This is a genomic window from Algoriphagus sp. Y33 (assembly GCF_014838715.1).
Lineage (GTDB): Bacteria > Bacteroidota > Bacteroidia > Cytophagales > Cyclobacteriaceae > Algoriphagus.
This window is the reverse complement of record NZ_CP061947.1, coordinates 6032085-6054953: the sequence shown is the minus strand read 5'-3', so window position 1 is coordinate 6054953 and position 22869 is coordinate 6032085. Positions and strand designations below refer to the sequence as shown.

The 22869-nt window shown below is 42.9% G+C and carries 14 protein-coding genes; 4 read left to right on the top strand and 10 right to left on the bottom strand.

Annotation, left to right across the window (positions count from 1 at the left end; all coding sequences use genetic code 11):
* Positions 1–140: 140 nt before the first annotated feature.
* Both ID165_RS24965 and ID165_RS24960 read left to right on the top strand, forming a co-directional pair.
* A complete protein-coding gene (locus ID165_RS24965; RefSeq protein ID WP_192348103.1) occupies positions 141–1667 on the top strand; it encodes a carbon-nitrogen hydrolase family protein in 1527 nt (508 codons plus the stop codon).
* Between the two features lie 231 nt (positions 1668–1898).
* Positions 1899–2753 carry a pirin family protein gene (locus tag ID165_RS24960; protein WP_192351760.1) on the top strand — a complete coding sequence of 285 codons (855 nt, stop codon included), beginning with the start codon at positions 1899–1901 and terminating at the stop codon, positions 2751–2753.
* Here the strand turns inward: ID165_RS24960 and ID165_RS24955 are convergent, their stop codons facing one another.
* From ID165_RS24955 to ID165_RS24925, 7 genes are all read right to left on the bottom strand, one after another.
* Complete coding sequence (locus ID165_RS24955; protein ID WP_192348102.1) at positions 2754–3527, bottom strand: Rossmann-like and DUF2520 domain-containing protein; 774 nt, start codon at positions 3525–3527, stop codon at positions 2754–2756.
* An 85-nt stretch (positions 3528–3612) separates the two neighbouring features.
* On the bottom strand, positions 3613–5010 hold the full coding sequence (lpdA, locus tag ID165_RS24950) for a dihydrolipoyl dehydrogenase (protein ID WP_192348101.1): 1398 nt from the start codon (positions 5008–5010) through the stop codon (positions 3613–3615).
* Positions 5011–5158: 148 nt separating this feature from the next.
* Entirely contained in the window at positions 5159–6697 is a 1539-nt protein-coding gene (gene odhB, locus ID165_RS24945) for a 2-oxoglutarate dehydrogenase complex dihydrolipoyllysine-residue succinyltransferase (protein WP_192348100.1), read from the bottom strand.
* A gap of 88 nt (positions 6698–6785) precedes the next feature.
* On the bottom strand, positions 6786–9578 hold the full coding sequence (locus ID165_RS24940; protein ID WP_192348099.1) for a 2-oxoglutarate dehydrogenase E1 component: 2793 nt from the start codon (positions 9576–9578) through the stop codon (positions 6786–6788).
* 517 nt (positions 9579–10095) lie between these two features.
* Positions 10096–10671: a hypothetical protein gene (locus ID165_RS24935; RefSeq protein ID WP_192348098.1), complete on the bottom strand. Its 576-nt coding sequence runs from the start codon at positions 10669–10671 to the stop codon at positions 10096–10098.
* Positions 10672–10690: 19 nt separating this feature from the next.
* On the bottom strand, positions 10691–12343 hold the full coding sequence (locus ID165_RS24930; RefSeq protein ID WP_192348097.1) for a SusD/RagB family nutrient-binding outer membrane lipoprotein: 1653 nt from the start codon (positions 12341–12343) through the stop codon (positions 10691–10693).
* 21 nt (positions 12344–12364) lie between these two features.
* Positions 12365–15610 (bottom strand): SusC/RagA family TonB-linked outer membrane protein, encoded by a 3246-nt coding sequence (locus ID165_RS24925; RefSeq protein ID WP_192348096.1) that lies wholly within the window; start codon positions 15608–15610, stop codon positions 12365–12367.
* Positions 15611–16361: 751 nt separating this feature from the next.
* Here ID165_RS24925 and ID165_RS24920 point away from each other — a divergent pair.
* Entirely contained in the window at positions 16362–17918 is a 1557-nt protein-coding gene (locus ID165_RS24920) for an SDR family NAD(P)-dependent oxidoreductase (protein ID WP_192348095.1), read from the top strand.
* Between the two features lie 404 nt (positions 17919–18322).
* Here the strand turns inward: ID165_RS24920 and ID165_RS24915 are convergent, their stop codons facing one another.
* A complete protein-coding gene (locus ID165_RS24915; protein ID WP_192348094.1) occupies positions 18323–19150 on the bottom strand; it encodes a purine-nucleoside phosphorylase in 828 nt (275 codons plus the stop codon).
* Between the two features lie 95 nt (positions 19151–19245).
* Here ID165_RS24915 and ID165_RS24910 point away from each other — a divergent pair, with 95 nt between their 5' ends.
* Complete coding sequence (locus tag ID165_RS24910) at positions 19246–19770, top strand: NADPH-dependent FMN reductase (protein ID WP_192348093.1); 525 nt, start codon at positions 19246–19248, stop codon at positions 19768–19770.
* A 3-nt stretch (positions 19771–19773) separates the two neighbouring features.
* Here the strand turns inward: ID165_RS24910 and ftsZ are convergent, their stop codons facing one another.
* Together ftsZ and ftsA are read right to left on the bottom strand one after the other, a co-directional pair.
* The gene (gene ftsZ, locus ID165_RS24905; RefSeq protein ID WP_192348092.1) at positions 19774–21444 is read right to left on the bottom strand and encodes a cell division protein FtsZ; all 1671 of its coding nucleotides are present in this window, start codon (positions 21442–21444) and stop codon (positions 19774–19776) included.
* Between the two features lie 108 nt (positions 21445–21552).
* A complete protein-coding gene (gene ftsA / locus ID165_RS24900; RefSeq protein WP_192348091.1) occupies positions 21553–22863 on the bottom strand; it encodes a cell division protein FtsA in 1311 nt (436 codons plus the stop codon).
* Positions 22864–22869: the final 6 nt, after the last annotated feature.

The window sequence follows — 22869 nt, the reverse complement described above, 5'->3', positions numbered from 1 at the left end:
AACATTATTCCAAATCCTTTCCATCTCGGAAAGGATTTTTTGGTTGAATACACTAAGCCTAGCCTAAAAGGCATTCAATAGCTTAGTCAATCAAAACTTCATAATCAAAATATCTTATCCTGCCAATCCAATCCGAACAAATGGACAATACCCAAGTAGAAAACATATCGCTATCCTATCTTCAACCCTCGGACTATAAAGACCTCAAAGCCGCTATGATCGAAGCATACAGAAGTATGCCCGGGTCGTACTGGGCTGAAAGCCAGATTGAAACATTAATCAATAAATTCCCTGATGGACAGGTAGTTATCAAAATAAATGATCAATTGGCAGGCTGTGCACTCTCTATCATCGTAAATGATGCTGAATTGGAAGGTGAACATACATACAAGGGCATTACCACAAATTTCACTTTTGACAATCACAACAATTCCGGCGACATGCTTTATGGAATTGATGTCTTTATCAAACCTGAATTCCGAGGGCTTCGGCTGGGCCGAAGACTATATGATTACCGAAAGGAGCTCTGCGAAAAACTGAATCTAAAAGGAATTGTCTTTGGCGGACGAATCCCCAATTATCACAAGTATGCGGATAAAATGGAACCAAAAGAATACCTGGAAAAAGTAAAACTCAAGGAGATTTACGACCCCGTCTTGAATTTCCAACTGGCGAATGACTTCCATCCAGCACGGATTATGAAGAATTACCTCGAAGGGGATGCTGCATCTAGTGAATTTGCTGTAATGCTGGAGTGGAATAATATTTACTACGAAAAACCCAACAAAAAGGCATCTACCAACAAAACCATCGTACGTTTAGGGCTGATCCAATGGCAAATGCGTTTGTATGATAATTTGGATGAACTCATGCAGCAGGCAGAGTATTTTATAGATGCGGTATCTGGATATCGATCCGATTTTGCGCTTTTTCCCGAGCTGTTCAATGCGCCACTGATGGCAGAATTCAATCATTTAAGCGAAGCACAGGCAGTGCGTGGGCTGGCAAAATATACCGACGAAATTGTCAAGCGATTTGCACAGCTGTCCGTCTCCTACAATATCAACATCATCACAGGCTCCATGCCAAAAATCAAAAATGATAAACTGTATAATGTAGGCTATCTCTGCAAACGGGACGGATCTATTGAAACCTATGAAAAGCTTCATATCACACCGCTGGAGGCCAAAGTCTGGGGGATGCAGGGAGGCAGTATCTTAAAAGCATTTGATACGGATTGTGGCAAAATCGGGATTCTTATCTGCTACGATGCCGAGTTCCCGGAATTGAGTAGAATACTTGCCGATGAAGGCATGGACATTCTATTTATACCCTTCCTTACGGATACGCAGAATGGCTATTCCCGCGTCAGAAATTGTGCGATGGCGAGAGCGATTGAGAATGAATGCTATGTAGCTATGGCGGGAAGTGTAGGAAATCTGCCTAAGGTTCACAACATGGACATGCAGTATGCCCAATCCATGGTAATCACACCATGTGATTTCCCTTTTCCAAGCAATGGAATCAAAGCTGAGGCCACTCCAAATAATGAGATGACGCTGATCGCAGATGTGGATCTTTCGCTCCTGAGAGAATTGAATGAATTTGGCAGTGTACGAAATCTAAAAGACCGGAGAACAGATTTGTTCGAACTCAGACTGAAATAGGATTCCAAATTTTTCAGGAGTAAAGGAGTGATAATTCCTCCAAAATCATTTAATGATTATGTGAAAACACTTTCTTAGCAGTAAGCAATAGAAGCATCATAGGCTTCTGAACACACCAGGGCCGAGGAGTGACCTTCGTCCACCTGTCTTCCGTACGGTAAAACAATGAAAATAGCTACCGCCATCATTCAGGATAATCATGTAATGTATATACATCAATTGGAAAAAATTATGCGAATAATCAAGAAAATACATAAGGCAGAGTATAGACCCATAGCTGACTTGCTGACCTACAGCGCGATGCCTTCACGTACACTTGACCATTTAGATCCGTTTATATTTTTAAACCATCACGGCTTCCAGACTTATCCGGCTCACAACCGGGGATTGCCTTTCGGGCCACATCCGCATCGTGGAATGGAAACTGTCACATTCATCCTGGAAGGGGACATTATGCACTTGGATTCATCGGGTCACGAGTCTGTCATTGGCCCCGGCGGAGTGCAATACATGACTGCGGGAAGCGGCCTCATCCACTCAGAAGTAAGCAGCTCTGAGTTCAAAAAGAAAGGGGGAGATCTGGAAATCCTTCAGCTTTGGTTGAATCTGCCCGCAGATAAGAAAATGATGAAACCAAGTTACGTTGGCCTTCAAAAGGATAAAATCCCAACTTTTACACTAGACAGTGGGAGAGTAAAGATTCAGCAGCTATTTGGAGAATGGAACGGAAGCAAAGGAGCTTTCGAAGGTAATTTTCCGATCACAATGAGCACGATACACTTAGAAGCAGGTGGGAAATTTGAAAAGTCAGTTGCTGAAGATGAAAATATTTTCTTTTATGTTGTTCGTGGAATTCTCAAGGTCAATGACAAGGAAGTCAATTGTCGAAATTTGATTGAATTTGAAAATCAAGGCGATGTAATCCATGTTGAAGCCGCCGAAGATGCGGTGATAATTTTAGGACATGCCTTGCCCTTCAATGAGTCTATGGTCGCTCAAGGCCCTTTCGTAATGAATACGCAAGCCCAAATTCAAGAAGCATACGACGATTATGAGGCAGGAAAATTCGGAACTTGGTCGCACTGATCAGCTATCAATAATATCCTGGGAGATCAGCCGGTAGATTTCAGCAATACCTTCGTTGTAATTTAAAAACCGATGATGATCTTCTAGGGTTTCATAATCTCCCCGTATCGCAGGACCTGTTTGAGCTGCTTTTGCACCCATTTGAAGGCTTTTGGAAATCGTTTCAATAATCAGCGGTTTCAGCATATCGAAATCCAGCCCTTGTCTCCGCATCACCTCTTCAGCGATTCTTATCATATGATTGGAGAAATTGCTGGCAAAAACCGCTGCAATATGCATGGCTTTCCTATCCTTGGACCGCACAATATACGTAAGTGGAGACAGGCTTTTAGCCAATTTTTTTAGTTTTTGAAGTGTCTCCTCATCATCAGATTCCAACAAAAACGGCACTTCACCAAATTCCATTTTCCGCCCTTTGGTAAACGACTGTAAAGGGTAGAAAATACCGGTGTAGGTTGCAGAGCTATAATTCAACATATCTAATCCAACGGAACCTGAAGTATGCACCAAAATGCTATCCTCCGGCAGAATAATCTCATCCGCCAAGTCTAAAATTGCAGAATCTTTCACAGCCATAATAAAAATTTCTGCTTCACTGGCTGAGAAATCCAAGTCATCTTTGGGCTCACCTGCATATACCCGATCTGTGATTTGTTCTGCGCTTTTGATCGTTCGGGCGTAAACTTCCGTAACCACATGTCCCGCATCTTCCAATGCGGGCGCAAGGTGCCAAGCTACATTTCCGGCACCCAGAATAGCAATTTTAAACTTCATGATGGAAGTAAACTATTTTTCCCCAAAAAGAAAAAAACCATCCGAATCTCTCCGAATGGTCTCTTCTATAACTCTATTTTCTACCTTAAATATGCAGTGCTCTATTGTCTGTAGCAGCCAAACAAGCTTCTTTGAATGCTTCTGTGTAAGTCGGGTGTGCATGGGACATTCTGGCGATATCTTCCGCTGAGGCCCGATATTCCATAGCCACCACAGCTTCAGCGATCATATCCGCAGTTCTTGGGCCGATCATATGTACTCCCAGAATCTCATCCGTCTCAGCGTCTGCCAGAACCTTTACCAATCCATCTGTATCCATAGACGCTCTTGCACGTCCGGAAGCCATAAATGGAAACTTCCCCGTTTTGTACTTAATGCCTTTTTCCTTCAGCTGTTCCTCAGTAAAACCTACAGCCGCTACTTCAGGCCAAGTATATACTACACCGGGAATCAGATTGTAATTAATGTGTGGCTTTTGACCTAAAATGGTTTCAGCCACAAATACGCCTTCCTCTTCAGCCTTATGCGCTAGCATGGCACCTTTCACCACATCTCCTATCGCATAGATATTCGGTACATTGGTCTGTAAATGATCATTGACTTCGATCTGACCTCTATCAGTGATCTTCACTCCGGCAGCTTCAGCATTCAAGCCATCAGTGTATGGTTTTCTGCCGATAGAAACCAAGACATAATCCCCTTTCACCTCGATCGTTTCTCCCTTAGAGTCTTCAGCTTTAACAGTAACTTCTTTGCCTTTGGCTTCCACTGCAGTCACTTTATGCTTTAAGAAAAATTCAAAGCCGATTTTTTTCAAGGACTTTTGGAGTTCTTTGCCCATGGTACGATCCATGGTAGGGATAAGCGAATCCATAAATTCAATCACAGAAACCTTTGCTCCCATTCTCGCATAGACAGAACCCAATTCCAAACCAATCACACCACCGCCGATCACAACTAGGTGTTTTGGTATCTCTTTCAGGTTCAACGCTTCAGTAGAGGTGATCACTCTGTCTTTGTCCAGCTTGATGAAAGGCAATGAAGAGGGCTTAGACCCAGTGGCTATGATTATATTTTTACCCTGAATATCGGAAGATGATCCGTCGTTCTTGGTGACTTTCACCGTGGTTTTATCCACGAACGAACCAACTCCCTGATGAACGTCGATTTTATTCTTCTTCATCAGGTACTGAATACCATCTGTGTTTTGCTTTACCACATCATCCTTTCTAGTGATCATCTGTTTCAGATCTACTTTCAGGTTGCTTAGATTTATCCCATGGGTCTTGAACGTATGAGCCGCATTGTGGTAATGCTCAGAGGAATCCAAAAGTGCTTTGGAAGGGATACAGCCTACATTAAGACAGGTACCTCCAAGCGTAGGATATTTTTCGACAATGGCGGTCTTCAACCCTAGCTGTGCGCATCGAATTGCTGCGACATATCCACCCGGACCGGAACCAATTACTATAACGTCATACATGTTTTTAGATTTTAGTAGCAAGTATCGAGTATCAAGACCTCCACTTACTTTAAATTGAAACTTTTATGCATCAAAATAGGAAAGCTTTCCAGTACACTCACTTAATAAGCTACCTACTTGATACTTTGTACTGGTTACTAGATATTTTTTAAACTCCAAACAACAACCTGGTCGGATCTTCAAGCAATTCTTTCACCCTTACCAGAAAGCTCACTGACTCGCGCCCATCGATGATTCGGTGATCGTAAGAAAGGGCCACATACATCATCGGAAGAATGACCACTTCTCCATTCACAGCCATGGGGCGCTGCACGATGTTGTGCATTCCCAGAATGGCTGATTGCGGAGCATTGATAATCGGCGTGGACATCATCGAACCGAAGATACCACCATTTGTCAGGGTGAATGTTCCACCAGTCATCTCCTCGATAGAAAGCTTATTGTCCCTGGCCTTACCGGCTAGTCTTACCACTTCTTTTTCGATCTGGTCAAAACTCATGGCTTCAGCATTTCTGATCACCGGAACCACCAGCCCTTTTGGAGCGGATACAGCAATAGAGATGTCGCAGAAATCATTGAAAACAATCTCATTTCCGTCAATTTTGGCGTTAACGGATGGCCACTCTTGAAGCGCTACACACACCGCTTTGGTGAAGAAGGACATAAATCCAAGCCCCACACCATGTTTCTCTTTGAATTGCTCTTTGAATTTGGATCTTAAATCCATAATTGGCTTCATGTTCACTTCATTGAATGTAGTGAGCATTGCTGTCTCATTTTTCACTGACACCAGCCTTCTGGCAACAGTTTTTCTCAATGAGGACATTTTCTCCCTGCGCTCATTTCTAGATCCTGCAACCGGAGCGGGAGCTGAACTTACAGCAGATTTGCTTTCAGCTTTTGCCTGAGCAGAAGCCGGCTTTTGAGCCGATTGGGCATCTTCTTTTGTAATTCTACCGTCTTTGCCTGTTCCTTTCACAGATTCGGGAGAAACACCTTTTTCAGCCAAAATCTTGGACGCTGCAGGAGAAGCATGTCCTGTAGCATAATTTGTGTTCCCTGAACTGGCTGAAGGTGCCGGAGCAGTCGGAGATTCCGAAGAAGCTACTTCTGTCGGCTCACCTTCTGTTACTTCTATCTTACAGATCATTCCACCGATCTCAAGCACATCACCCTCTTGGGCTACATGGCGAAGAATTCCCGATGCCTCAGCGGGTAATTCAAAAGTCGCTTTATCGGAATCTACTTCCGCGATTATTTCATCCAACTTCACATAATCCCCATCACTTTTTAGCCAATTAGCCAAGGTAACCTCAGTGATGGATTCACCTACGGTAGGAACCACCATCTCCTTCACTTCCCCTGTAGATTTAGTGCCTGATGATTTGGTTTCTTCTTTGGCTTTTTCCGAATCTTCAGCCGACTTACTCTCCGCGGATTTACCCGGAGTTCCAGCCTCATCAATCTCGCAGATCACAGCTCCTATTTCCAACACATCTCCTTCTTGAGCTTTGATTTTAAGTACACCTGCCGCTTCTGCCGGCAACTCAAACGTGGCTTTATCGGATTCCAATTCACATAGAACTTCGTCCATTTGAACCTCGTCTCCATCTTTTTTAAACCATTGGCCGATCGTCACCTCCGTGATGGACTCTCCTACAGCCGGAACTTTAATTTCTTTGCTCATAAGTTTTTCTTTTTTTCCCTTTTATTCTTAAAAAGAGAGGAACAAAATGATACGATTATTTTGGATGTCTTAATCAAAAGAGCTGTAATTATTTCAATTTAAGTGCTTGAGCTATAATACTTTTTTGCTCTTCCACGTGGACTTTATTATAACCCGTCGCAGGAGAAGCACTGGCTTTTCTGGCAATCACTTCCATAGGCAACTCCTTGTAAAGCAGTCTAAGAATATAATTCCAATAGCCCATGTTTGATGGCTCTTCCTGAACCCAAACTATCTCCGCTTCCGGATAACCGGCCAGTACTTCCAACATTTTCTTTTTTGGAAGTGGGTGCAATTGTTCTATTCTAACTAGTGCTACATCTTTTACTTTTTCCTTCTCACGGGCTTCTTCCAAGTCGTAATAGATTTTTCCCGAACAAAGCACAACGCGTTTCACTTCTTTTGCATTCACCGTGGTATCAGGAAGCACTTCCCTGAAGGAACCTTCGGTAAACTCGGAAAGTGGGGAAACTACTTTCGGGTGTCTCAAAAGAGACTTGGGAGACATTACGATACATGGCTTTCTGAATTCCCACGCCAACTGTCGTCTTAGCAAGTGAAAGAAATTCGAAGGCTCCGTTACATTTGCAACTATCGTATTATACTCTGCCGCCAGCTGAAGGAACCTCTCGGGTCGGGCATTGGAATGCTCCGGACCTTGACCTTCATAGCCGTGAGGGAGCAACATTACCAACCCATTCATTTTCTGCCATTTTGATTCCCCGGAAGTGATAAATTGGTCGATCATGGTCTGTGCGCCGTTGGCGAAATCACCAAACTGAGCTTCCCAGATTGTTAATGCATTTGGGTTTGCCATGGCGTATCCATATTCGAAACCCAATACGGCATATTCAGAAAGCAGAGAATTGTAAATGTAAAAGTCCCCTTTTCTGTCCTTCATTTCCTTTAGGGAATTGTAGGCTTTATTGGTATTTGCATCATGAAGTACCGCATGACGGTGAGAGAAGGTACCTCTTTGCACATCTTGACCTGTCAATCGGACTGTCTTTCCCTCCAGAGTCAAAGAACCATAAGCTAGCAGTTCAGCAGCAGCCCAGTTCAAAGTTTTTGATTGGAAAAACATTTCCTTGCGCTGTTTCAGCTGCGCCTCTATTTGCTTCAATGGCTTGAACCCTTTCGGGATCACGGTAAGTGCTTCAGCAACTTTTTCGATCAACTCTTGACTAATCCCGGTTTCCGGAGATTGATCAAAGTCTTCCGGCTTGGATCTTCTCAAATTGCTCCACTCCTGCTCAAAGCGGGTAGCCTGATAAGGAAGCGGCTTTTCCTTCACCAAATTCAGACGATCCTGTAATAATTGTCTGAATTCCTCATCCATTTGCGAAGCCAATTTTGCCTCCACATCACCACGCTCTGCCAATCGTTTCACGTAAATCTCTCTTGGATTCGGATGCTTGGAAATGATATTATAGAGTTCCGGCTGCGTGAATTTCGGCTCATCAGATTCGTTGTGTCCATGACGTCTGTAGCAAACCATATCCACAAAAATATCACGGCTAAACTTCTGCCTGAATTCCGCTGCAAGTTTGGCAGCAAATACTACAGCCTCCGCATTATCACCATTCACATGGATTACCGGGGCATCGATGATTTTAGCTACATCAGTACAGTAGATAGAAGATCGTGCATCGTCAAAATCCGTTGTAAACCCTACTTGGTTATTAATCACAAAGTGGATAGTACCACCCGTATTATATCCTTTCAGGCTCTCCATCTGAGTCACTTCATAAACAATGCCTTGTCCCGCGACAGCTGCATCTCCGTGAATCAAAATAGGAAGCACTTTCGAAACGTCACCTTTGTATTCAGAATCGATTTTTGCGCGAAGGAAACCCTCTACCACTGGATCCACTGCCTCCAAGTGAGAAGGGTTTGGAGCCAATTTCAAGTGAACCTTGTTTTCTGAATGTGTAACAATATCGCTGGAATAGCCCATGTGGTACTTCACATCGCCGTCACCCATAGTCAAATCCGGCTTTGCCGTCCCTTCGAATTCAGAAAAAATCTGTTCGTAGGTTTTGCCCATAATATTAGCCAGCACATTCAGACGCCCCCGATGGGCCATCCCAATCATTACTTCCCTCACCCCCAACAGGGAAGAAGTATTGATCAAAGCATCCAAAAATGGGATAGTACTTTCCCCTCCTTCAAGAGAGAAGCGCTTCTGACCAAGGTATTTGGTATGCAAAAAGTTCTCAAAAACCACTGCCTGGTTTAACTTCGACAGAATCCTCTTTTTCTCTTCGTGAGTAGGATTAAAAGCCAAAGCTTCTTTTTCGACTTTGGTTTTAAACCAATCCAACATCTCAGGATCACGTATATATAAGTATTCAAATCCCACTGATCCTTCATAAATAGACTTCAGTGAATCCAATATCTTTGACAATTTGGCATTTCCGATTCCAATCTCATTTCCAGCTTGGAATTCCATATTCATGTCCTCTGGGCCTAAACCAAAATCCTGAGGGTCAATTAATGCTTTTCTATCCCTACGTTCCCGTACAGGGTTGGTCTTCGATCTCAAGTGAGCTCTGGAGCGATACGCATGTATCAAAGCTCTAACCTTAATTTCCTTTGGCAACTGCTCCATGTCCATGATGGTGCCAGGAGTGGCCAATGCTCCATTCTTAGCAGGAACAACAGCCTTCCCATTTGATGAAGCCATGTTTTCTCCATCACCATAATTGGTCAGCGCAAAGTCAAAGCCGTCGAAAAATTCTTTCCAGCTTAGGTCGATTGATTCTGGGTCACTCTTATAAGAAGAGTAAAGCTCATCGATGTAGGACACGTGAGCATTAGCGATATAAGAAAACTTATCCATATTTAATTCTTAAAGAAGAATTCAAAGCTAAGCCCTTAATTCAACAATAAAAAACTGCTTATTTGCCTTACCGAATACTTACTCATCCTTAAAAGATAAATTATGTGAAAAATCCTTAAACTGAACAATAAAACTGTGGTATTGCCTATAGAAACTCCAAAGCCCTGTAAATAAGATTCAAGCTCCCTCACGAAATAGGCGAACACTAACTCCTTTCGTAAAAAGTACATGCCTAAAGGAACTTGACGCTAGATTCACTTCAGGTATACCAAAACACTGTTGCCCGAGAATTGTTTGGTCCTAAACAAGAATGAAAGTAAACCTCAGAGCCATACCTCAGAATATCACACTGACGCTTAGAAAGATGCGGTTATCACTCCAATACTAACACCCCTCAATGAACATTCTACCGTATCCACATTTCAATTACGCCCTTTAATCTAAAATAGGCTTTAATAGAAAAAGGCAGCGCCCTTCAGCGCTGCCGATTAAATCATACTATCATTTCAATATAGCCTTACTCACATTCCACATCTACAAAATACTGAAACGGAGAATCATAAAATGGGGCTCCCGCAATATTCCCGGACACATTTCCTCTATTGAATGACCTTCCAAATTTATCAGTCAAGTTCAAGCTGAATTCAAAGACATCATCGCAGGCTACATAGTCATTAGTCATTCCGATAGCAGCCAACGCCTCAGCTGCCGTAATCACAAAGCTAGTTCTCAGGAATCTAGATTCATCATTTGGACTAAAATCAGAAAGCTGTAGCGTTTTAATCAATACAGGAGCTGCTGAAGGGGTATATTCCAAGCCCACATCAGGAATCAATCTTCGGTGCTGAACCATGATCTCTACCGTCTCTACGGTAGCACCGTCTTCTATATCTACCGCCTCAAGTGTGAGTGCAAATGTGGAGTTTTCCAGATCACCAAGATCAAAATCTACACTTGTTCTGTCAATTGTCCTTAAATACGCCCCTGTATCAAATTCAGAGTAAGGGATATTCGGATCCACAAAATCACGACAGGAACTTAGTAGCAGCGTAGCGCATAACAAGACTCCCAAATTATATTTTATCATTTTCATAGTGTATCAATTTTAGTGATTAGTAAATCCAAGCATTGCCGGCTGGATTTGTATCCCAGAACACCTGTGCACCCAAACTGGATTTCTGAACAGCATTGTTATTTGTAACCATGTAGTTATTAGGGTATAAGAATGAGCGGGGAAATAATCCTGGATCTTCTTCAAGTCCCGGCTGCATGCCTTGCGGCTGGCCAGTCCTCTTGTATAGGTTTAGAGACTCTACTCCGTTACCAAACAATGACAACCAGTATTCGCGGCCAATGATGTACATTTTATTTGAAGCAACATCGTATTCATTGCCCACGTAAGTAAGATAAGAAGCAACCTCCGCAGAAATATTACGGTTTTGGCTGGCATAGAAATCCGATACATTAGCGGATTCCCTGGAAGAAGCAGCAAAATCAGTCACAAAATCCATGTGCTTCTCCACCGCAGAAAGCATGTAAGATTTAGCAGCGGCAGCATCTGCATTAAGAGTCAAAGCTGCCTCAGCCAGCATAAAATCAACGTAAGCAGCCAGCATAATAGGATATAGACCTGCGCCTTGAGCCCCCAACGAAGGATTGTTTGTAGGAGCACCGGAATCGTTATCAAATCTACCACCTGCAGGATACAAGCCCCACACTGTTCTTTTCAACCCATCCGGCGGTACACCGTCTGGATCTAGGTGATCACGACCCCAGTAACCTCTTTTACCCGGAAGACAGTAGATGAAATTACCCACTAAATATTGAGGAGGCGCAATCTGAGTAATACATTCGATTTCATCAGGATTGGTAGAGTTTACCGTTACCTGACGGTACCAATAGTACCTAGCTCTTGGGTCATCAAACCCCTTAGCCTCAGTCATATGCCACATGTAATAGGTAGAGTGATAAGTACCTCCACCTGAGGTATATGAGCCGGTAAAGCTTGGATGTCTTGAGTCAGGGTTAGCATTTGAGGTGCCAAATCTGAATACGAAATCATCGCCCCCTTTAAGCATATTACCCTCTGCAACCAAAGCACTGATCCCCGCAGTAGATGCAGCCTGATTCACCAACTTAGTATTGATGTAATATCTCAACTTTAACGTATTCACCAGTCTAATCCATTTCGCATAATCTCTACCGTAATAATAATCATTTAGCGGAGTAGTATCCATGGAGGTAGTGGCCGTAAAATGTACAGCAGCTTCATTCAAGGCCATAAATGCAGCTTCATAAACCGAAGCACCAGGGTCTACCTTTGGAAAGTAATTTAAAGGATCAAGTGCCTCACTCAATGGAACATCACCATATGAGTCCACTAGATTAAAAAGCACCATTGCTTTTATTGTTTTTGCAATGCCCAGATGCCTTTGGTAGTTTAACTCCTCTGCCAATGGCACTAGAAAGTTAATATCCGCCAGGATATTTGCATAGGAATTAGACCACCAACCATTTGTCGACTGTGGCGTATAGGCACTTTCGTATTGAGCACTTCCCTGATTGACAATTCGGGTCAAGCTCATACCTGTGTTACTCAATGCATTATAGAAATCCTTATAATCCAACTGAATACGATTCAGCAGAAAATTAGGAGACGCTAATGTTGGTGTTACTTTGTTAGGATCATCCAATAGATCAAGCTCACAGGAAGAAACCAAAAGCAACATTACTGCGCAGATGAGACTATATATATATCTTTTCATTTTAGTATCTGTTTTTGGTATTTAGAATGTAAGTGTTACAGTTCCGCCAAATCTTCTGGAGCTTGGACCGGTTACGAAATCAAAACCAAGACCATTACCAACACCTGTCCCCAGTACATCTGTATCAAAATTCATGTTTGGAGGAAAATTAAGCGCCTTAAACCACAAGTTTGTTCCACTGACTGCCACTGAAGCTCTTTTGAAAGGTGTCTTTGCAATCAAGCCCTTTGGCAATTCATACCCCAAAGAAACCTCACGAAGCCGGATGGTGGAGCCGTCAAAAAGGTTAGGCTCATTGGTTCTACCCTGATAACCTGAGAAAAAGTAATCAGAAGCACTTATCTGAATATCGTTTTTAATGTAGCGCGGAGTACCGTCTTCATTTACACCGTCCTGTCTCACACCGGGCATGATGAACGCAAGTTCTCTGTCTGCAACAGGATCCTTAGTCACCCCTCTGGCTAATGTAGATGTCACAGTGGTGGAATAAATATCTCCCTTGTGCCTGTACTCCATCATCGCAGTCAAACTAAATCCTTTGAAAGAAACAGTGTTGATCCAAGAACCCGTCCATTTAGGATTAGGATCACCGATTATTTTCACATTTGGATCAGCCTGGTATATCCCATCAGATAGTACAATAGGATTGCCATCCGGATCTCTGGCAAAGCCTGTTCCTTTGATAACGTTGAAAGGTTCACCCGGAATCGCAAAGTTACCCAGTGCAGTGCCACCCGAAACAACAACCTCAGTTAATCCGGCACCCAATTCTGTAGTAACCGATCTGTATAAACTCCAGTTTACGATAGAGTTCCAAGTAAACCCGGATGCTGTAGAAACAGGATTCACGTTAGCCTGAAATTCAACACCTCTAGTTCTGATATTACCAATATTGATAAGCGTTGTGGTAAAACCAGTAGCAGGATCAATAGGCGAATCCGTGATCAAATCATTGGTGTTTTTCTCAAACAATGAGATATCAAAGTTTAATTTCCCGTTGAACATCGCTGCTTCTACACCAAACTCCAGTTCTTCAATCAATTCAGGTTTTAGGTTTGAATTTCCCAACTGGTTTGAAACAGAGTGGGTCTGGGTCACGGAACCGTCCCTCGCAAATGCTATCGCATTCTGATCCAATGTATTTCTCGTTCGATACGGAGAAGGAAAACCAGCCGAGGTTCCATAGCCCAATCTTAATTTAAGCTCATTCAATGTGGCAGAATTCCAGTTGAAAGCTGAAGTCGGTATGAAGGATACAGAAGCTCCCGGGTACAGGATTCTGCGATTATCTTCTTCAACGGTAGAAGTCCAGTCATTTCTTGCAGAAATGTTTAGATAGAGGAAGTTGGAATAATCCAAAGTAATAGTCCCATATATCCCCAATCTTCGCTGTTCTTCGGTAGTGTTCAGACTTCTTCCCCCAAATGCTGATGGCTCTGTGGAAGCGGAACTGGTAAAGTTATTGTGTCTGAATAACCCAAAAGCCAGTTGTCCCTGGGAAGCAATTCCATTTTGAGAGTAGGTATCATACCTGCTGTTCCCTCCAAGCAAAGCACTGAAACCAAGCTTATCCGACAATTCCTTCTTCCAATTAAACACCAGATCTTGATTCCAAATAGTGTTTACAATATTAATAGAACGATAATAACCGGACTGAACAGCGGCATCACCACTTCCCGCCCCCTTATTATACATAGCTTCCTGCAACTCGGAATAAGTATCTAAACCTACCCTATAGGTAGCAGAGAAGTTGTCATTGAAATCATATACCAAAGAAGTAGCATTAAAAAACCTCTTTACATCAGAAGTGTTTTTGTAATATTTCACCAGCCAAAGCGGATTGACGATATCATTACCTCCTCTAAAATATACCGAACTATTATCTATTGGATTTTCGAATGGCAAGCCTCCAAGGTCCACAGATCTAGGGGTATACAGTACGTGCGCAAATACAGAGGGCACACCGTTATCAGGACCGGAACCCCGCGCCGCATTTACAGGAGGTGTCTCAAGATCTGTAATAGCAAATGTAAACGAGGAATTAATACTCAGTTTATCCGTGACAGCCGAGTTCACCCCTAAACCAAAATTATACTTAACCAATTTATTTCCCGGGGTAAAGCCTTCGTCATCAGTATAACCAAAACTGGCACTGTAGCCCGTTTTGTCAGAGCCACCTGCAATCTGGACGGATGAATTACTTACTAATCCGGTTCGGAAAAACACTTCCGAAGGATCTGCATATGCCTTGTATTCATATTGGATAGGAGTTCCTCCCACTATACCATCCACCCAGAACTCAGGGAATGCATTTCTGATAGCTGCAACGGAGGAGGATGCGATCGGGTGATTGATCGTACGCCCTTCATCCAATCTAGGCCCAAAGTTGGAAAAGAAGAAGCCGGGAGCCTGCTGGAATCCATTTCCATACTCAGTACCAAAGGTGGGCAGAGATGCAGCCTTATTTGAAAAGAAAGACTGGTTGATGGTCACCTCAGCACTTTTCCGCTTGGAAGAACCTGATTTGGTAGTAATCAGGATTACACCGTTTCTGCCCTGGTCACCATACAATACTGTAGCAGACAAGCCTTTTAAGACCGACATACTCTCGATGTTGTTTGGATCTATATCCAAGAAACGGGAAGAGGTAGTCGCCCCCCCTGTACTAAAGCTGTTGGTGGCATTCGTACTCGTGTTGAACGGCACGCCATCTACTACAAACAAGGGCTGGTTTGAACCCGTGGCAGAGGAATAACCCCTTATTACCATGTTTGTACCTGATCCAGACATTCCATTGGTAGAGGTTATACTCACTCCGGGAACTTTCCCCTGTAAAACCCGTGCGACATCCTGCTCCGGTCTGTTTTCCAGCTGCTCACTTCCGACGGAGGAAACCGCATAACCCAGCGCCTTTTTCTCTCTTTCAACACCTATCGCCGTCACAACTACTTCATTGAGCTGCGCCGCATCGGTCATAAGAGTAACATTAATAATCGATCTGTTACCGATTACTTCTTCTGTGGATTTTAAACCTACAAAAGAGTAAACCAATACTCCAGAACCGTCAGGTACTGCAATGGAATAATTACCATCCAGATCGGTGGTAATCCCCAGTGAAGTGCCCTTTACGACCACGGTTGCTCCAGGCAGGCCGAGACCGTCCTCTTCGGAAATTACCGTCCCGGTAATTACCCGCTGTTGCCCCAAAGCCTCAAAACAGAGGACTGTAGTCAGAAGCAAAGCAGCACTTAGTAAAGCTTTTTTCATAAGGTATTTATTTGGTTGATGCCTAAATAAAATCCCTTTCAACTGAATAAAAAAATATGGCTCAAATCGTCATTAACATTAAATAAAAACTAAAATAAACAAGATTAATACAATAAAAATACTTAAAAACAATAAAAATCATATCTAAAAGAATCAAGGGTAAAAAATCTGAGCATATTCCGATTAACCGGTTATTTTATTGTATTAATGGCTATTTCAAGTAATTAATCTGCTAATCCATTTAAAACACCAAAAAAATCATGTTTCAAGCACCAGACAGAAACGAATTCAGAATTATATTCCGAAAATGGAAAAAACAAAAAATATTAAGATTTTTTAATTTTTCTTCAAAAAAATAAAACATAGGGTATTATTTAAGCAAAGAATCACATCAATTTATCCAAATTAGAAAAAGTAAGTTAAACTTTAACTTAGTATTCCTATTCAAAACGAAACTTTACTCAAATTCGGTATATTAGTAACTCAGTAAATGAATTAACTTAAATGGAATAATATTTTACACACACCATCTCAATCAGCGGCAGGAGTTAAGAGACACCGGTATTATTCGCAGTGAAAATTGTACCTAATAAATAAATGGCAATCTCCGCCCAATAAGCATTTATTTCAAAGCTGTCAATAACTTGGAGTACACCAAGAAATGACCTCCTTGCTTTACATTACACATCCCAAAAAACTCTTTTCCCAATTTTTTAATCTCTACTTTTACGCCTTTGCAAGTACAATAACCATGGAAAAGGAAGCACTACCTGAAACCCTAAAAATCACATCTGAAAATATCGCACAGTGCATTGCTGTGTTGGAAGGCTTGAATGCGGATACGGATCAAATTTTTGACATCCCAAAGGAAAGCAGGCTTGCTTTGTTTAAGGCTGCCGGGCAATTTTCCCGACCAAGCAAAGAGGAATTAGCAGAGCGAAAAAAAGGAGCAAAAAAAATCTACCGAAAAAAAATCGCAGCTAAAGACAGTTCTGCCCGCAATGCTACAGGAATTCGCTCCGCACGGGATGCCTCGATTTTCATAGCTCCCCGCATGCTGGACTTGACAGGCAAGGAAGCAGATAAAGCTCTCCAACTTGAATCTCCCAGAACGTGTTATGTTTGCAAGGTATCCTTCGACCGACTTCACCATTTCTACGACACCATGTGTACGAGTTGTGGAGACTTCAATTATGCCAAGCGCTTCCAGACGGCAGACCTGAAAGATCAAGTGGTTTTGGTCACAGGTTCCCGGCTGAAAATCGGCTACCAGATCACGCTAATGATGCTTCGCTCCGGAGCTACGGTGATAGCCACGACAAGGTTTCCCGTGGATTCTGCATTGCGGTATGCCAAGGAGCCTGATTTCAGCGAATGGGGTGACCGTCTTCACATTCATGGACTGGATTTGAGACATATCCCTAGTGTGGAGATTTTTTGCAATTACATCGAGCAACGATACGCAAGACTGGATGTGCTAATTAACAATGCCGCCCAGACAGTCCGAAGACCAAGCGGTTTCTATCAGCATTTGATGGAAAACGAATCCTTGTCCCGGTCTGATCTTTCTTCGGCTTCGCAAAAACTACTTTCCGATCACCATGCTTGCCTTCAAGAGATCCGCATTCTGAGCCAGGAATTTGCCGAAGGAGAGAACAAAAACCTGCCTGTATCCTGGCATGGAAAGCAATTGGGAATTGGACTTACTTCCTCTGCCAAGCTCACACAAATCCCCTATAGCATTGACGATTCTTTAAGTTCTGAAGAAATTTTTCCACTCGGAAAACTCGATGCAGACCTTCAGCAAGTGGACTTACGAAAAACCAACAGCTGGAGGCTGAAACTGGGAGAAATCCACACCAACGAAATGCTGGAAGTACAGTTGGTTAATTCTGTTGCACCTTTTGTGCTTTGCAATCGCCTAGTGAACATTATGAAGAAAGACTGTACGGGCAAAAAGCACATCATCAATGTCTCGGCAATGGAAGGGAAATTCCATCAGTTTCATAAGGAAGCCAGACACCCCCATACCAACATGGCCAAGGCCGCATTGAATATGATGACACTGACTTCTGCAGCTGAATTACCTAAATTTGGGATTTACACCAATGCTGTGGATACAGGCTGGGTAACTGATGAGGATCCTGTGGAACTTGCTAAACGAAAGCAAGAATTGCACGACTTCCAGCCCCCACTGGATATAGTCGATGTAGCAGCCCGGGTGCTGGATCCACTCTTTGATGGGATTAATACGGGAAAACACTGGAATGGCAAGTTTCTGAAGGACTATAAGCCTACTAGCTGGTAGACAGGTGTTATTATCTCCCGCCATGGCGCAAAATAGCAACTTAGTCCAGCTTCTGGAGAAGCAGGACAACTATGAAAAGCGCTCACAGTGAAGATGGAGATTACCGCAGAGAGTACGGTTAATGAACCACCCCCATTCTAAAAAAGGCTGAAAGCCCTAAATACCCTCAGGGTTGGGTTATGTTGAAATTCAATTGTCTCCAAAAGCTCTGAATGAGAGAAATAAAACATGCATCCCCATACCTGACACCTTATGCTCAGAATTTTATCCTATCGTAAAATTGAAAAATATTAGCATTTGCACAGAAATAGGTAAACTCTATTCTATGATCTCTATGTGGCTATACGGTTACAAAAATCTAGTCCTGCTTTTGGAAAAGTAGGACAACCATTGAGTTTTTACCTTCAATCTATCTCTATCTGCCTCACCACTTCCTTGATAATTTCGGCCATCATAGGCTCTGCTTTAGCGGCAGCTGCAAGTACAGCTGCGATGGTAACAGGTTCAATTTTGCCTTCTACACCTAAGTCGGTGATCGCAGAAATCCCAAAAACCTCTATCTCCATTTGCCTAGCTACAATCACTTCAGGCACAGTACTCATTCCCACAGCATCAGCTCCGATACCCCGTAGATACTTGTATTCTGCGGGAGTTTCCAGATTTGGCCCCTGCACTCCCACATAAACCCCCGTATGCACCCGGAAATTATTTTCTTTTGCAAATCCAAGCGCAATTGCAATCAAATTTGCGGAATAAGCATCGCTCATGTCCGGAAATCTCGGTCCAAACTCATTGTAATGCTTCCCTCGAAGAGGGCTTTCGGGAAACAAATCGATTTGATCACGGATCAACATCACATCCCCTACTTCCTGATCAGGATTGAGCCCTCCGGAGGCATTTGAGACGAGTAAGGTTTTCACCCCGAGCTGCTTCATGACACGGATGGGAAAAGTAACTTGCTGCATAGAATAGCCTTCATAGTAATGAAACCTTCCTTTCATCGCCATGACCTTTTTGCCTGACAGTTCCCCGAAAATCAATTTCCCTGAATGACTTTCTACTGTAGCCAGTGGGAAATGGGGGATATTAACATATTCAATTTCTTTCTCAATGGTGATCTGATCTCCCAAATGTCCAAGCCCTGTTCCAAGAATGATAGCGATTGACACATCACTGGTATATTGCGAACGAATAAACGAAGCTGCTTCTGAGATTTGAGTTAGGTAGTTCATAGAGATTAATTTGCCAGCCCTAAATATATAAATTACCGAGCATCTTCGAACTTTTGCAGAGCCAAGAATGTAGTTCTTTCATAAAAAACAAAAAAATGATCAAGATAATCGTAGGAACCAACCGCAAAAATTCTGTTTCCAAAACCATCGCTGAGCTCTATCAAAGCATTTTAAAGGAAAGAGGGGTGCAATCCGAAATCTTGGAATTGGAAAATTTACCTGGAGATTTTGTTGAGAACGCCTTGTATGAAAATAACGGGAAACATGAATTGTATAACGAGTTTCACGATCAGTTGGTTAATGGGAAAAAGTTTGTTTTCATTGTGCCTGAATACAACGGTTCTTTCCCGGGAATACTAAAAACTTTCATCGACGGGATGACTTATCCTAATACATTTAGGAATAAAAAATGTGCTCTAGTGGGCATTTCTTCCGGAATAGGCGGCGGTGGCATCGCAATGAGCCACCTTACCGACATCTTCCATTATCTGGGAATGCATGTCCTCGCTCTTAAGCCAAAACTGGCTAAAATAGAGCAAAATATGTCAGATAACCTGCTCACCAACAGGTTGTACTTGGACTTGCTGCAAACCCAGGCAGACATGCTACTTGATTTTTAGGACTTAGTCCACATTATCATGCAGGAATCTATTATTTCCTAGAATCTCATTGTCATCGCTCAAGTTGTACTTGCTGATGCTTGGCTCAGAGCTATGCTGAGGTTCGTTTAACACGACATTTTTGCGCTGATAGGCAGGCACTTCCATTTTCTCTTTCAATTCTTCAGGAGTTGGATTGAATGCACGGTTGCCTTTTAGCTTTTCGAAACGCTCATGTGCTCTTTGAATAGCTTTTTGTTTCATTTGCTCATAGTAATCATTTGCAAAAGCCGGAGAGGCAGGCTCTTCTTTTTTAGTTTCTTCCACAGTTTTCTTTTCTTCCTCTTCCTCAAAAAGATCGTGTACAATTTTCTCCTGAGCAGGCTTTGGCGCTTCAGCTTTCACTTCTTCCTTAGGCTTCATGAAAGTAAATAGGCTTTCTTTCTTAGGAGACGGCATAGGCGTTTCTACAGACTCCTTCTTTGGAGTTTCAGTTGTCGGCTTCACTTCAGCCGCAGAAGTTGGTGAAGGAGTTGAAGTTTTTGGCATAGAGAACACGAAAGTCGATCCGTTTGCAACCGGCTCTTCCCTTACTTTCTCAGATTTTCCTGAATCCAAATTGATCACAGTTTTCTCCTCTTCCACTTCTTGCACAGTGCTAGGCGCAGGAACAGGAATTGTCACAGCCTTTGGCGCTTCTACTTTCTTTCCTGTTCCTTCAAGTCGATCCATCTCAAAACCTGTAGCAATCACTGTCACGCGTATAGCTTTGCCCAGTTCTGCGTCGATACCTTGGCCGAAGATCACTTCTGCATTGTCACCCGCTTTTTCTTGGATATATTCAGTGATTTCGCTCAATTCGTCCATAGACAATTCCTCGTCTTCTCCGGACATGATAGAAAGCAAGATCTTCTCAGCTCCTTTGATGTCCACATTGTTTAGCAAGGGAGAAGAGATGGCAGCACCTGCAGCACGGATCGCACGTCCCTCGCCTTCCTCAGTGGAAGAACCCATCACAGCTGCACCTGCATCTTTCATTACCGTCTTCACATCTTCAAAATCCACGTTGACATCCTGATGAACAGTGATGATCTCAGCGATAGATCTGGCAGCAGTAGATAGAATATCATCTGCTTTGCTGAAGGCAGTTCTTATAGCAAGATTGCCATAGATCTCTCTTAGCTTGTCATTCAAAATCACCAGTACAGTATCGCAATTTTCCCGTAATGCTTCAATACCGGCCTGGGCAACATTCATTTTCTTTCTTCCTTCGAACATGAATGGCGCGGTCACAATACCCACTGTCAGGATATTAAGTTCTTTCGCAATTCTAGCAACTACGGGAGCTGCACCTGTACCGGTACCTCCACCCATTCCGGCAGTGATAAATACCATTTTCGTATTATCAGCCAATAGCTCACGGATCTCATCCTCTGATTCTATGGCTGCATTCCTTCCTTGCTCAGGATTGGCACCGGCACCTAGACCTTCGGTCAAATTGGCACCAAGCTGCAATCTAAGCGGAACCGGGCTAGATTTAAGCGCTTGGGCATCTGTATTGACTACCACAAACTCCACATCCTTAATCCCTAACCCAAACATGTGGTTCACGGCATTGGAGCCGCCTCCCCCTACACCGATTACTTTAATAATCGACTTGGGGTTTTTCTGTAAATCAAATCTGTAATCTTTCATGTTATCTGACATATTTATATTTATTGGTGAATTTTCTATGGTTGCACTAGTGTTTTTTTAAAAAGGGAAATTGGCAGCAAAGCCAACAATCTCCCCCAATCATAAGCCCTAGTAGTTAATATCGTCGCCGATATCATCACTGAGAATTCCTTTCAGTCTTCCGGCTATTTTATCGAAAATATCTTTTGGACTGATGTCCATTGGTTTTTGTCTTTTAATGGTTCTTCCGTTTGCCGTTCTGTTGGCATAACCTTGATCTCTGTCGTCAAGTGCTTTGAAACCTGCAAGTACAAGACCTACAGAAGTAGCGTACATTGGGCTCTTCACCTCCTCAATTACTGACTTACCCAAATGCTCATTCGGATAGCCAATTCTCGTATCAAGTCCCGTCATGTATTCAAATAGCTGACTGATAAACTGTAATTGTGAGCCCCCCCCTGTCAACACTATTCCACCGGCCAGTTTTTTGTAATGTCCGCTTTGCATAATTTCATTCTGCACGATCTCAATAATCTCTTCCATTCTTGCCTGAATAATTGAAGCTAGGTTTCGGATAGAAATTTCCTTGGGAGCTCTATTTCTCAGACCGGGTATTGATACGATTTCATTGGGATTTGCTTCTTCTGTGATGGCTTTGCCAAACTTGGTCTTCAGTAGTTCAGCCTGATTCTGCATCACCATGCAGCCTTCTTTGATGTCTTTGGTGATGATGTTTCCACCCAAAGGAATCACGGCGGTATGACGGATAATATTCTCATAGAAGATGGCGATGTCTGTGGTTCCGCCCCCTATATCTATCAAACAAACGCCCGCTTCTTTCTCATCATCGCTCAATACAGAAAGTGAACTTGCCAATGGCTCAAGAATTAACTGCTTGGATAGTAATTCTGCACGGCGTACACATCTGTTGATATTGTTGATAGCGGTAGTCTGGGCTGTGATGATATGGAAATCAGCTTCCAGACGAGTGCCGGACATCCCTACAGGATCTTTGATCCCCCCTTCATAATCCACGGTATAATCCTGCGGCATTACGTGAATGATGGTATTGCCCGGAGGAATAAGAATGTTTTCCATTTCGCTGGAAAGTCTCCTTACATCTTCAATGGTGATCTCATCATCCGTAGGCTGGCGCATGATACTGCCACTTTGGATCTTGCTTTGGATATGCTGACCGGCTATACCCACTATGACATCTGCGATATCCACGTTTGCCATTTCGGATGCCTCTTCAACTGCCTTTTCTATTGCATGGACGGTCTTGTCTATATTGGTAACCACACCACGATCAACCCCGTCCGAAACGGCCTTGCCCATACCCAAGACTTCGAGTTTGCCATACTCATTTTTGCGGCCCACGATAACGCAGATCTTGGTTGTCCCAATATCCAGTCCTACTATTAGTTCTTTATTTTCCATATCCAA

Coding starts and splice junctions, on each gene's coding strand:
- odhB (WP_192348100.1), bottom strand. CDS start 6,697: ATGAGCAAAGAAATTAAAGTTCCGGCTGTAGGAGAGTCCATCACGGAG.
- ftsA (WP_192348091.1), bottom strand. CDS start 22,863: ATGGAAAATAAAGAACTAATAGTAGGACTGGATATTGGGACAACCAAG.
- ID165_RS24935 (WP_192348098.1), bottom strand. CDS start 10,671: ATGAAAATGATAAAATATAATTTGGGAGTCTTGTTATGCGCTACGCTG.
- lpdA (WP_192348101.1), bottom strand. CDS start 5,010: ATGTATGACGTTATAGTAATTGGTTCCGGTCCGGGTGGATATGTCGCA.
- ftsZ (WP_192348092.1), bottom strand. CDS start 21,444: ATGAAAGATTACAGATTTGATTTACAGAAAAACCCCAAGTCGATTATT.
- ID165_RS24965 (WP_192348103.1), top strand. CDS start 141: ATGGACAATACCCAAGTAGAAAACATATCGCTATCCTATCTTCAACCC.
- ID165_RS24915 (WP_192348094.1), bottom strand. CDS start 19,150: ATGAACTACCTAACTCAAATCTCAGAAGCAGCTTCGTTTATTCGTTCG.
- ID165_RS24930 (WP_192348097.1), bottom strand. CDS start 12,343: ATGAAAAGATATATATATAGTCTCATCTGCGCAGTAATGTTGCTTTTG.
- ID165_RS24925 (WP_192348096.1), bottom strand. CDS start 15,610: ATGAAAAAAGCTTTACTAAGTGCTGCTTTGCTTCTGACTACAGTCCTC.
- ID165_RS24960 (WP_192351760.1), top strand. CDS start 1,899: ATGCGAATAATCAAGAAAATACATAAGGCAGAGTATAGACCCATAGCT.
- ID165_RS24920 (WP_192348095.1), top strand. CDS start 16,362: ATGGAAAAGGAAGCACTACCTGAAACCCTAAAAATCACATCTGAAAAT.
- ID165_RS24910 (WP_192348093.1), top strand. CDS start 19,246: ATGATCAAGATAATCGTAGGAACCAACCGCAAAAATTCTGTTTCCAAA.
- ID165_RS24955 (WP_192348102.1), bottom strand. CDS start 3,527: ATGAAGTTTAAAATTGCTATTCTGGGTGCCGGAAATGTAGCTTGGCAC.
- ID165_RS24940 (WP_192348099.1), bottom strand. CDS start 9,578: ATGGATAAGTTTTCTTATATCGCTAATGCTCACGTGTCCTACATCGAT.